This is a genomic window from Streptobacillus ratti (assembly GCF_001891165.1).
Lineage (GTDB): Bacteria > Fusobacteriota > Fusobacteriia > Fusobacteriales > Leptotrichiaceae > Streptobacillus > Streptobacillus ratti.
Genome location: NZ_LKKW01000041.1, coordinates 1 through 9,552 on the forward strand (window position 1 = coordinate 1; position 9,552 = coordinate 9,552).

The following is a 9,552-nucleotide window of genomic DNA, read 5'->3' on the forward strand; positions in this document are numbered from 1 at the left end:
AACTCTCCTCTTTTTTTTGCTTACTTTTTCTTTTTTTTCTTTTTAAATTATGGTATAATTGTAACGGTAAATACAAAAGAGGTGATTTTTTTGAAAAAAATATATTTGGCTGGAGGATGTTTTTGGGGCATGCAAGGTTACTTTAATAAAGTACTCGGAGTTGTAAATACAACTGTAGGATATGCTAATGGTATTACGTCTAATACAAGCTATATGGAATTAAAGAAAACAGATCATGTAGAAACATTAGAAATTGAATATAATTCAAATTTAGTTAGACTTGAGGAATTGTTACTTAGATTTTTTAAATTGATAGATCCATTATCAATAAATAAACAAGGTGGCGATATTGGTAGACAATATAGAACAGGGATATACTATATTGATTTAGCAGATGTTCCAATAATCAACAAGGTGTATGATTTTATTGAAAAGAAAATAGGTTCTAAGCTCGCTGTTGAAAATGAGCCATTAAGAGATTACATTTTAGCTGAAGATTATCATCAAAATTATCTTGATAATAATCCTGATGGTTATTGTCACATAAATTTAAGTACAGTAAGTGATCCGATTTTCGATAAAATATATACTAAACCTGAATTAAAGGAATTAAGACAAAAATTATCACAATTAGAATTTGATATATCACAAAATAGTGCAACTGAAAGACCATTTACATCAGAATATGAAAAATTTGATGAAGAGGGTATATATGTTAATGTTGTTACTGGAGAACCACTTTTCATGTCATATGATAAATTTGATGCTGGTTGTGGTTGGCCAAGTTTTACGAGACCAATATTAACAGAAACAGTTAATTTTTATGAAGACAATTCACACGGTATGAATAGAATAGAAGTAAAAAGTGCTAAAGATTTAGCACATCTTGGTCATGTATTTACTGATGGACCAAAAGATAAAGGTTCATTACGTTATTGTATTAATGGGTCAATATTAAGATTTATACCAAAAAATAAATTAGAAGAATATGGTTATGGTGATTATATAGTTTTATTTTAAAAGGAGGGAAAATGGCAAGAGAAATTTTAGAAAAATTAGAAGAAATAGAAAAAATTGCTAAAGAAAAATTTGAGATATCTCAAAAAGAAATTAATTCTAATATAGAAGATTTAAAACAGAATTTAGAACATTCTTTTACACAAAAAGTTAAAGAATACAAAGAAGAATTAATTGAGAAATTAAATGAGGAAAAAGAAGAATTGAAAAAATCATTGGAGTATAAAATTACAGATATGAAAGATAAATCTGAAAAATTATCAATTGACTTTCATAATAAAATTAATTTAGTAATAGAAGAAGTTAAAAATATAGTAATGAAAGGATAAAATATGGCAATAGTAAAGGTTGAAAAGTTTAATTTAATAAGCTTTAAAAATGAGCTAAATGCCTTATTGAAACAACTACAAGAATTTGTTGAAGTAGACTTTAGAGAACTTGATTTAGAATTTGAAAATTTGAAATCAAATAATAAAGATGAATTAGAAGAAAAAATATATAAACTAGAGTCTATTATTAAAAAGATTAGAAAATATTCTAAGAAAAAACCTTTAATTGAATCTTTAAGAGAGGGTAAAAAAGAATTTAGTTACCAAGAACTTGAAAAATATATTAGAGATATAGATATAGATATAGATATAGATAATATAGTAGAAGAAATTAATCAAATTTTCTATCAAAAAGAAAGTAAGATTAAAGCAAATGAAGTATTGGTAAATGAAATCAAGGAATATGAAAAATGGTCTAATCTTGATATTACTGAAAATGATTTATTAAAAATAAAAAATGTAGATGTTAATATAGGGAGTATGTCAGTAAAGAATTTTGAAAAATTTAAGTTAGAAGAATTATCTTTATCTGAATTGGAAATAATAGATTATGGTAAAAAAGAAGTTAATTTTATTATTTTTTCTGATAAAAATGAAAATATTTCAGAGAAGTTAAGATTATATAACTTTAATAAATTAAATATAGATTTTAAGAAGCTTCCTAGAGAAATAAAGAATGAAAAAATTGAAAAACTTAATAATAATAAATTAGTAATCGAAAATCTTGATGAAAAATTAAATGAAAATGGAATACATTTAGAAGAAATAGAAATAGCTTATGAATATTATAAGACAATATTATTAAAAGAAAATGTTAAGGAAATGTTTAAATCTACTGAAAAATTAAGTGCTATAAGTGGATATATTCCAACTGAAAGAAAAGAAGAATTTGAAAAGAGAATAGAAAAAGTATGTGATAAAGACTATTATTTAGAATATGAAGAATTTGATGAAAACTCAAGAGATGTTCCTATAAAACTTTCAAATAATGAAGTTTTAGAACCATTTGAAACATTGACAGCAACTTATTCATTACCTAAATATAAGGAGATAGATCCAACTATACTTGTTGCTCCATTTTTCTGGTTATTCTTTGGAATGATGATAGCAGATTTAGGTTACGGTATAGTTATGAGTATTTTATCAGCTATTTCTTTATTATTCTTTAAATTAGATAAAAATAGTAAATTAGCAGTAAAATTTTTATTTATGTTAGGTGTATCAACTATGTTTTGGGGATTGATATATGGGTCATTATTTGGATATGAATTTAGTAATCCTTTACATTTTTATTCACCAACAAGTAACTACAAGCCAGTAATGGTTCTTTCAATAATACTTGGTATAGTTCATATATTTATAGCTTTAGGAGTTAAAGCTTTCTTATTAATAAGAAATAAAAAATATTATGATGCTTTATGTGATGTAGGTTTTTGGATAATAACATTAGTTTCTACAGGATATTTCATTTATGCTAAGTTTACTGGAATTAATGGAAATGTAGTAAATATATCAAAATACACTATGATAATTTCAATGTTATTAATAGTAGCTACAGGGGGTAGAGAAGTTAAAAATATTGGTGGTAGAATAGGATTAGGTGCTTATGCCTTATATGGAATTTCAGGTTATATGGGAGATTTAATATCATATGTAAGACTTATGGCACTTGGATTATCTGGAGGATATATAGCTTATGCAGTGAATATGATAGCCTCAATGCTAGGTAATAAATGGTATATGTTAATATTTGTAGCTTTAATACTAGTAATAGGACATGGATTTAATTTATTTTTATCAATGTTAGGAGCTTATGTACATACATCAAGATTAATATATGTTGAATTTTTCTCTAAGTTTTATGAAGGTGGAGGAAAACCATTTAAAGATTTTAAAATAAAAGAAAAATATATAAATATTAGAAATAATAATTAGGAGGAAAACAGAAATGACTTTAGAATTAGTATTAGTAAATTTAGGACCAGCTTTAGGATATTTAGGAGCAGCACTTGCAGCTATATTATCAGGAATAGGTTCAGCAAAAGCAGTTGGAATGGTAGGGGAAGCAGCAGCAGGAATAGTTATAGAAGAACCTGAAAAATTTGGTAAATCATTAATTCTACAATTATTACCAGGGTCACAAGGATTATATGGATTTGTTATAGCATTATTAGCTTCAGGTCAAATTAATTCAGCTACAACATTTTCACAAGGAATTGCAATATTAATGGCTTGTTTACCTATAGCATTTGTTGGATTACATTCAGCGTTAGCACAAGCAAAAGTATCAGTTGCAGGGATAACAATACTTGCAAAAAATGAAGAACAACAAGTTAAAGGTATAGTATATGCTGTAATGGTTGAGATTTATGCACTACTTGGGTTAGTAATATCTGTAATCTTATTAAACAATATAGCGTAGGAGAAAATAATGATATCAAATTTAGAGAATATTATTTCAAAGATTAAAGTTGATAGTGATGAAAAGATATCTTTGATAACAGAAGAAGCAAATAAACAAATGAATGTTTTAAGAAATGAATTTGAAGATAAATTAAAAACAGAAAAAGAAAATATTGCTAGAAAATTTGAATCAACTAAAACATTAGAACTTGAAAGAATTACTTCAGGTATTGAACTAAAATGTAAAAATATTTTACTTCAAACAAAACAAACTTTAATATCAGAAACTATAGATAAATTAAGAGAAAATTTAGAAAATATTTCTCTTGAAGAAATGAAAACTTTTTTAATGGGTAACCTTGAAAAAAGAATTAAAAAATTTGATGATGAAGAAATATTAATACCTGAAAAATTTAGTGAATTATTAGGGCTTTTACCTAATATTAAAGTTGATGAAAAAGTGAAAAATGGCTTTATTATTAAACATAAAGGAATTGAAGAAAACTTTAGTTTTGATAGTTTGATTAGACATAAAAGAGAAGAATTAGAAGAAGTAATACAAAAATATTTTGAATAAGGAGAATGAATATGAATAGAAATGATTTCATTTTGCCTGTTTCTATAATAAAAATTCAAGAAAAAAAATTATTAACAGAACAAAAGTTAATAAGAATGATTGAAACAAATACTTTAAAAGATATTCTTAAAACATTAAATGATACAGAATATGCATTTTCTATGGCTGGAGTAACAAATGATGAAATGTATGAGGAAATCTTATTTAATGAAACTAAGAGAATATTTAAATTTGTAAGGGAACTTGCAAAAAAAGAGCAAGGAATAGTAGATTTGATAGCTTTAAAATATGAATATCAAAATCTTAAGTTAAGATTAAAAAATGATTATTCAAATTCTGATCTTGAAAAACATATTTTAGATACAGGTATGCAGAATAATGATTTTGATAAAAATCTTTTAATTGTAAAAAAAGAAAAAGATTTACAAAAAGCATCAATATTGCTTGATAAAATGTATTTGGAAGATGTATATAGAATTTCTAGCAATTTAAATGAAGATATATTTATTAAATATAGTAATATTGTAATAGATAAATATAATATGGTTACTTTCTTAAGATTAAAAAAACAGAACAAAAATATTGATTTTGTTGAGAATATGTTCGTTGATGGTGGGAGCATTTCAAGAGATGAGATAATAAAAATTTATGAAAATGAAACATACTTACCTGTATTTAAAAAATTAACTATAGCTAAGTATTGGGATAAATTTGAAAAAGATAATAATATTTCAGAAATTGAAAAAATGTTTGATAATATGATAATTAACTTAGCAATAGAGTATAGAAATGTTACTATAGGACCAGAGCCAATCTTTACATATATAATTGCTAAAGAATATGAAATGAAAGCACTTAGATTAATAATGTCTGGTAAATTAAATAATATAGATCCAGAATTAATCAAAGAAAGATTGAGAGGTGTTTATGTATAAAATAGCTGCTATTGGAGATAGAGATACCGTGATTTCTTTTAAAGTGTTAGGAATTGATGTATTTAGTATAGACAATTTTGAAAATGAAGAAATGAGTATACAGAAAATAAAGTCAACTATAGATTATTTAGCAAGTAATAAGTATGGAATAATATTTATTACGGAGGAATATGCAAAAAGAGCAGAAGAAGTTTTAGAAAGATATAAAACAGAAGTTCTTCCTATGATTACATTAATACCTAATAATAGTGGTAGTTTAAATCTAGGAATGTCAAAAATAGATGAAAATATAGAAAAGGCAATAGGAACTAATATCTTTTAACGAAGGGAGAAAATACTTTGCAAGGTAGAATAGTGAAAGTATCAGGACCACTTGTAGTTGCAGAAAATATGCAACATGCTAATGTATTTGATATGGTAAAAGTTGGTAATGATAAACTTATAGGTGAAATAATAGAAATGAGAGGAGATAGAGCCTCTATACAAGTATATGAAGAAACTACTGGAATAGGAACAAATGAACCTGTAGAAACTACAGGAATGCCTCTATCAGTTGAATTAGGACCAGGACTTTTAGAAAATATGTTTGATGGTATACAAAGACCACTTGATAAAATCAAACAAAAAGTTGGAGATTTCCTATTAAAAGGTGTAGAGGTTAATGCCTTAGATAGAGAAAAAGTTTGGGAATTTGTTGCAACTAAATCAATAGGAGATGAAGTAAGTTCAGGATATGTATTGGGTACAGTACAAGAAACAGAAGTAATAACTCATAAAATAATGGTTCCTATTGGAGTAGAGGGTAAGATAAAAGAAATAAAAAGTGGTAATTTTACTGTAGAAGATACTATAGCTGTAATAGAAACATCAAATGGTGATGTTAATGTAAATATGATACAAAGATGGCCAGTAAGAAAAGGTAGAAAATATGCTAAAAAAATAAATCCTGATGAACCATTAATTACAGGACAAAGAGTAATTGACACATTCTTCCCAGTATCTAAAGGAGGAACTGCATGTGTTCCAGGTCCGTTTGGTTCAGGGAAAACTGTAGTACAACATCAATTTGCTAAATGGGGAGATGCACAGGTAGTAGTTTATGTTGGTTGTGGAGAACGTGGAAATGAAATGACTGACGTATTAATGGAATTTCCAGAAATTATAGATCCACTTACAGGAAAATCACTTATGCAAAGAACAGTATTAATTGCTAATACTTCAAATATGCCTGTTGCTGCAAGGGAAGCATCAATATATACAGGAATAACTATAGCTGAATACTTTAGAGATATGGGTTATTCAGTATCAATAATGGCAGATTCAACTTCTCGTTGGGCAGAAGCTTTAAGAGAAATGTCTGGACGTTTAGAAGAAATGCCAGGAGATGAGGGATATCCAGCATATCTATCATCAAGAGCTGCTGATTTTTATGAAAGAGCAGGTAAGGTAGTTTGTTTAGGTGAAGATGAAAGAATTGGAGCCCTTACAGTTATAGGGGCAGTATCACCTCCTGGAGGAGATATTTCAGAACCAGTTTCTCAAGCTACATTACGTATAGTTAAAGTATTCTGGGGATTAGATGCACAACTTGCATATAGAAGACATTTCCCAGCTATTAACTGGTTAAATTCTTATTCATTGTATCAAACTAAGGTTGATGAATGGATGGATAAAAATGTAGATGAAAAATTCTCATCTAATAGAACTTTAGCTATGAAATTATTACAAGAAGAGGCAGGATTGCAAGAAATAGTAAGATTAGTAGGTAAGGATACTTTATCATTTGAAGATCAATTAAAACTTGAAGTAGCAAAAAGTATAAGAGAAGATTATTTACAACAAAATGCTTTCCATGAACAAGATACTTATACTTCTCTTGATAAACAAAATAAGATGCTAAACATGGTCTTATATTTCTATAATCAAGCTCAAAAAGCATTGAAAAAAAATGTATATGTAAATGATATATTAGAATTAGAAGTTAGAGAAAAAATTGCAAGAGCAAAATATTTATCTGAAGAGCATATATATAAGATAGATGAAATCAATAAAGAGGTTGAAGAAAAAATTAATGAACTTATCTCAAGACAAGGGGAGGTAATGTAGTGATTAAAGAATACAAAACAATTAATGAAATAGTTGGACCACTTATGACTGTTGAAGGAGTTGAGGGTGTAAGCTATGATGAATTAGTAGAAGTAGAAACACAAAATGGTGAAATAAGACTTGGTAAAGTTTTAGAAGTAAATGAAGACAAGGCAGTACTTCAATTATTTGAATCACCAGCAGGAATAAATATGAGAGATTCTAAAGTTAGATTTTTAGGAAGACCTTTAAAATTAAGAGTTTCTGAAGATATGATAGGTAGGGTTTTTGATGGTTTAGGTAGAGAAAAAGATAATGGACCTAAAATCGTTGCTGAAAAATCTTTAGATATTAATGGTCTTGCATTAAATCCAGTAGCTAGAGATTATCCATCTGAATTTATACAAACAGGTGTTTCTGCAATAGATGGATTAAATACATTAGTAAGAGGACAAAAGTTACCAATATTTTCTGGTTCAGGACTTCCTCATGCTGAACTTGCAGCTCAAATTGCAAGACAAGCTAGAGTATTAGGAGATGGAGAAAAATTTGCCGTGGTTTTTGCTGCTGTAGGGATAACTTATGAAGAAGCAGAATTCTTTATTGAAGATTTTAAGAAAACAGGAGCTATAGATAGAGCAGTTTTATTTATTAACTTGGCTAATGACCCATCAGTAGAAAGAATTGCAACACCAAGAATGGCACTAACATGTTCAGAATATTTAGCATTTGAAAAAGGAATGAATGTTTTAACAATAATTACAGATTTAACAAATTATTGTGAAGCTTTAAGAGAAATTTCTGCTGCAAGAAAAGAAGTACCTGGAAGACGTGGATATCCTGGATATCTATATACAGATTTATCAACTTTATATGAAAGAGCAGGAAAATTAAAAGGTAAACCAGGGTCTATCACTCAAATACCAATATTAACAATGCCAGAAGATGATAAAACACATCCAATTCCAGATTTAACTGGATATATTACTGAGGGACAAATTGTACTTTCAAGAGAATTATATAAGAAGAATATAATGCCACCTATTGATGTTTTACCATCACTTTCAAGGTTAAAAGATAAAGGTATAGGAAAAAATAAAACAAGAGAAGATCATGCAGATACAATGAATCAATTATTCTCAGCATATGCAACAGGTAAGGAAGCAAAAGAATTAGCAGTAATATTAGGAGAATCTGCATTATCTGATACAGATAAGCAATTTGCTAGATTTGCAACTGAATTTGAAGAAAAATATGTTGGTCAAGGATTTGTGTTAAATAGAAGTATAATAGATACTCTTGAACTTGGTTGGGATTTATTAAGAATATTACCTAAAAATGAACTTAAGAGAATTAGAGATGAATATTTAGAAAAATATCTTGAAAAAAAGGATAATTAATTATGGCTAGATTAAATGTAAACCCAACAAGAATGGAGTTAAGTAAACTTAAAATAAAGTTGGTTACAGCAAAAAAAGGGCATAAATTACTTAAAGATAAGCAAGATGAATTAATGAGAATATTTATAGAAACAATAAAACAAAATAGAGAAATGAGAAAAAGAGTAGAAGAAAAATTAACAGGCTCACTTAGAAATTTTGCTATATCTAAATCATTAATTTCTGAATCTTCTTTTGAAGAAGCTGTTGCAGTTCCAAAAATTAACTTTGAAGTAAATGTGGAAAAGAAAAATGTTATGAGTGTTAGAATACCTCAACTTACTTTAGAAAAAAATGGTAATGATGATGATATTTACCCTTATTCATTTGCTTCAACAAGTTCAGAACTAGATATGGCTGTTGAAGATTTAAGTAATATTATGAATGAATTATTAAAGCTTTCTGAAATTGAAAAGTCTGCACAATTAATGGCAGATGAAATAGAGAAAACAAGAAGAAGGGTTAATGCTTTGGAATACATGACTATACCAACTTTAGAAGAAACAATAAAGTTTATTAGAATGAAACTTGATGAAAATGATAGAGGAGCTATCATTAGATTAATGAAAGCTGGAATAAAAAATTAAATATTTAGTAAATGGCGAAATTATTTTCGCCATTTTTATATCTAAGACATTTTTGAATTAAAATTTCATAAAAATTTTAAAAAATGTAAAAAAATTTCATTTTAGTAATTGACATTATAAAAAGTTAAGGTATAATATTATCGTAGAAATATATATTTTTTTAGGAGAGAATAAATGGCA

General features: G+C 27.0%; 9 protein-coding genes and 2 pseudogenes. All 11 read left to right on the plus strand.

Annotated elements, in window-relative coordinates:
* Positions 1 to 81 precede the first annotated feature (81 nt).
* Positions 82 to 531 (plus strand): annotated as a pseudogene (gene msrA / locus BT993_RS07625) (peptide-methionine (S)-S-oxide reductase MsrA); the annotation flags it as partial.
* Positions 532 to 609: 78 nt separating this feature from the next.
* A pseudogene (gene msrB, locus BT993_RS07630) lies at positions 610 to 1,020 on the plus strand (peptide-methionine (R)-S-oxide reductase MsrB); the annotation flags it as partial.
* Positions 1,021 to 1,031: 11 nt separating this feature from the next.
* Positions 1,032 to 1,346, plus strand: coding sequence for a hypothetical protein (locus BT993_RS06275; protein WP_072593726.1), 315 nt, complete (start codon positions 1,032 to 1,034; stop codon positions 1,344 to 1,346).
* Between the two features lie 3 nt (positions 1,347 to 1,349).
* Positions 1,350 to 3,281 (plus strand): V-type ATP synthase subunit I, encoded by a 1,932-nt coding sequence (locus BT993_RS06280; RefSeq protein WP_072593727.1) that lies wholly within the window; start codon positions 1,350 to 1,352, stop codon positions 3,279 to 3,281.
* Positions 3,282 to 3,294: 13 nt separating this feature from the next.
* On the plus strand, positions 3,295 to 3,768 hold the full coding sequence (locus BT993_RS06285; RefSeq protein ID WP_072593728.1) for a V-type ATP synthase subunit K: 474 nt from the start codon (positions 3,295 to 3,297) through the stop codon (positions 3,766 to 3,768).
* A 9-nt stretch (positions 3,769 to 3,777) separates the two neighbouring features.
* Positions 3,778 to 4,326: a V-type ATP synthase subunit E gene (locus BT993_RS06290; RefSeq protein WP_072593729.1), complete on the plus strand. Its 549-nt coding sequence runs from the start codon at positions 3,778 to 3,780 to the stop codon at positions 4,324 to 4,326.
* 11 nt (positions 4,327 to 4,337) lie between these two features.
* Positions 4,338 to 5,261 carry a V-type ATPase subunit gene (locus BT993_RS06295; RefSeq protein ID WP_072593730.1) on the plus strand — a complete coding sequence of 308 codons (924 nt, stop codon included), beginning with the start codon at positions 4,338 to 4,340 and terminating at the stop codon, positions 5,259 to 5,261.
* Positions 5,254 to 5,583 carry a V-type ATP synthase subunit F gene (locus BT993_RS06300; protein ID WP_012858298.1) on the plus strand — a complete coding sequence of 110 codons (330 nt, stop codon included), beginning with the start codon at positions 5,254 to 5,256 and terminating at the stop codon, positions 5,581 to 5,583. The genes BT993_RS06295 and BT993_RS06300 overlap by 8 nt, the downstream gene beginning before the upstream one ends.
* A gap of 68 nt (positions 5,584 to 5,651) precedes the next feature.
* The gene (locus BT993_RS06305; RefSeq protein WP_244147563.1) at positions 5,652 to 7,367 is read left to right on the plus strand and encodes a V-type ATP synthase subunit A; all 1,716 of its coding nucleotides are present in this window, start codon (positions 5,652 to 5,654) and stop codon (positions 7,365 to 7,367) included.
* On the plus strand, positions 7,367 to 8,746 hold the full coding sequence (locus BT993_RS06310; RefSeq protein ID WP_072593732.1) for a V-type ATP synthase subunit B: 1,380 nt from the start codon (positions 7,367 to 7,369) through the stop codon (positions 8,744 to 8,746). Before BT993_RS06305 ends, BT993_RS06310 begins: the two co-directional genes overlap by 1 nt.
* 2 nt (positions 8,747 to 8,748) lie before the next feature.
* Positions 8,749 to 9,372 carry a V-type ATP synthase subunit D gene (locus tag BT993_RS06315; protein ID WP_072593733.1) on the plus strand — a complete coding sequence of 208 codons (624 nt, stop codon included), beginning with the start codon at positions 8,749 to 8,751 and terminating at the stop codon, positions 9,370 to 9,372.
* Positions 9,373 to 9,552 lie beyond the last annotated feature (180 nt).

Bases quoted from the DNA above. Each gene is read 5' to 3' on its own strand.
- BT993_RS06275 (WP_072593726.1), top strand. From the start codon at position 1,032: ATGGCAAGAGAAATTTTAGAAAAATTAGAAGAAATAGAAAAAATTGCT.
- BT993_RS06280 (WP_072593727.1), top strand. From the start codon at position 1,350: ATGGCAATAGTAAAGGTTGAAAAGTTTAATTTAATAAGCTTTAAAAAT.
- BT993_RS06285 (WP_072593728.1), top strand. From the start codon at position 3,295: ATGACTTTAGAATTAGTATTAGTAAATTTAGGACCAGCTTTAGGATAT.
- BT993_RS06290 (WP_072593729.1), top strand. From the start codon at position 3,778: ATGATATCAAATTTAGAGAATATTATTTCAAAGATTAAAGTTGATAGT.
- BT993_RS06295 (WP_072593730.1), top strand. From the start codon at position 4,338: ATGAATAGAAATGATTTCATTTTGCCTGTTTCTATAATAAAAATTCAA.
- BT993_RS06300 (WP_012858298.1), top strand. From the start codon at position 5,254: ATGTATAAAATAGCTGCTATTGGAGATAGAGATACCGTGATTTCTTTT.
- BT993_RS06305 (WP_244147563.1), top strand. From the start codon at position 5,652: ATGCAACATGCTAATGTATTTGATATGGTAAAAGTTGGTAATGATAAA.
- BT993_RS06315 (WP_072593733.1), top strand. From the start codon at position 8,749: ATGGCTAGATTAAATGTAAACCCAACAAGAATGGAGTTAAGTAAACTT.